This window comes from Methylobacterium tarhaniae (assembly GCF_001043955.1).
GTDB classification, from domain to species: domain Bacteria; phylum Pseudomonadota; class Alphaproteobacteria; order Rhizobiales; family Beijerinckiaceae; genus Methylobacterium; species Methylobacterium tarhaniae.
This window is the reverse complement of the sequence record NZ_LABZ01000366.1, coordinates 1-1,041: the sequence shown is the minus strand read 5'-3', so window position 1 is coordinate 1,041 and position 1,041 is coordinate 1. Positions and strand designations below refer to the sequence as shown.

Sequence of the window (1,041 nt, the reverse complement as noted above, 5' to 3'; positions counted from 1 at the left end):
CCCGGGTGATGTGCGCCGGCACGCCGTGGGGCCGCGAGGTGGTGGCGCGCATCGACGCGGTGCTGGCGGAGGAGCGGGCGAGCCCGGCCTATCGCAGCATCGTCGAGGCCTGGGCGGCACCGGAGGACCTGCCGCGCATCCGCGCCGCCTACGACACCTTCCTGGCCAGCGACTGAGCCGGTGGGCGGGCGTGCCGCCGCGAGCCCGGCCTCTCACAATCTAACATTGCAACTTCACGAAATTCAGTCTGCGAGATCGACTCGTCAGGATCGCGGCGACGCATGTTTTAACTTGATCTTGAAGGTGCGACCTGCCTTGACCGGCGACGGGGCGCGAACCTTACGGGAAATGTCATGGTGAAACGGTGGGGTCTCGCCGGTCTGGTCGTCGCGCTCGCCCTGGCGGGGCCGGCACGGGGCGAGGGCAAGCAGATTACCTGGACGGTCTTCGACGCGCCGCCCTACACGATCGTCGAGGGCGAGAACCGCGACAACGGCATCTCCGACCGGATCCGCCGGCTGCTGACCGCCCGGCTGACCGAGTACAGCCACTCCACGATGACGGTCCCGTTCCCGCGCGTGCTCGCCTCGCTCAAGAGCGGCGAGGAATGGTGCTTCGTCGGCGGCGTGAAGACGCCCGAGCGTGAGAGTTTCGCGGCCTTCTCGCGGCCGGTGGCGATGTTCTATCCCCTGCGCATCGTCGTGCGCGCGGCGAACCGCGCCCGCTTCGAGGCGCTCGGGCCGCTTTCCCTGCAAGGCCTGCTGACCGAGCACCGGTCCTTGCGCACGAGCATACTGCGCAACCGCGCCATCGCCCCGGCGGCCGACGTGCTGTTCCGCGAGCACCCGCCGGGCCAGACGTATTCCGAGTTCGGCGAGGCGTTCCGGATGCTGCTGAACGACCGACTCGACTACCTCGTCGAGTTCTCCAGCATCGCGGCCTATCACGCCCGGGCCCTCGGGGCGCCGGACGCCTTCGTGGGCTTCCCCTTCGCGGAGGAGAACCAGGAGCCGGTCTTCCCCCGGGTGATGTGCGCCGGCA

General features: G+C 69.3%; 1 protein-coding gene. It reads left to right on the top strand.

The window, feature by feature from the left end:
- Window positions 1-353 precede the first annotated feature (353 nt).
- A partial coding sequence (locus VQ03_RS29970) for a transporter substrate-binding domain-containing protein (RefSeq protein ID WP_053078794.1) occupies window positions 354-1,041 on the top strand: 688 nt, incomplete at its 3' end.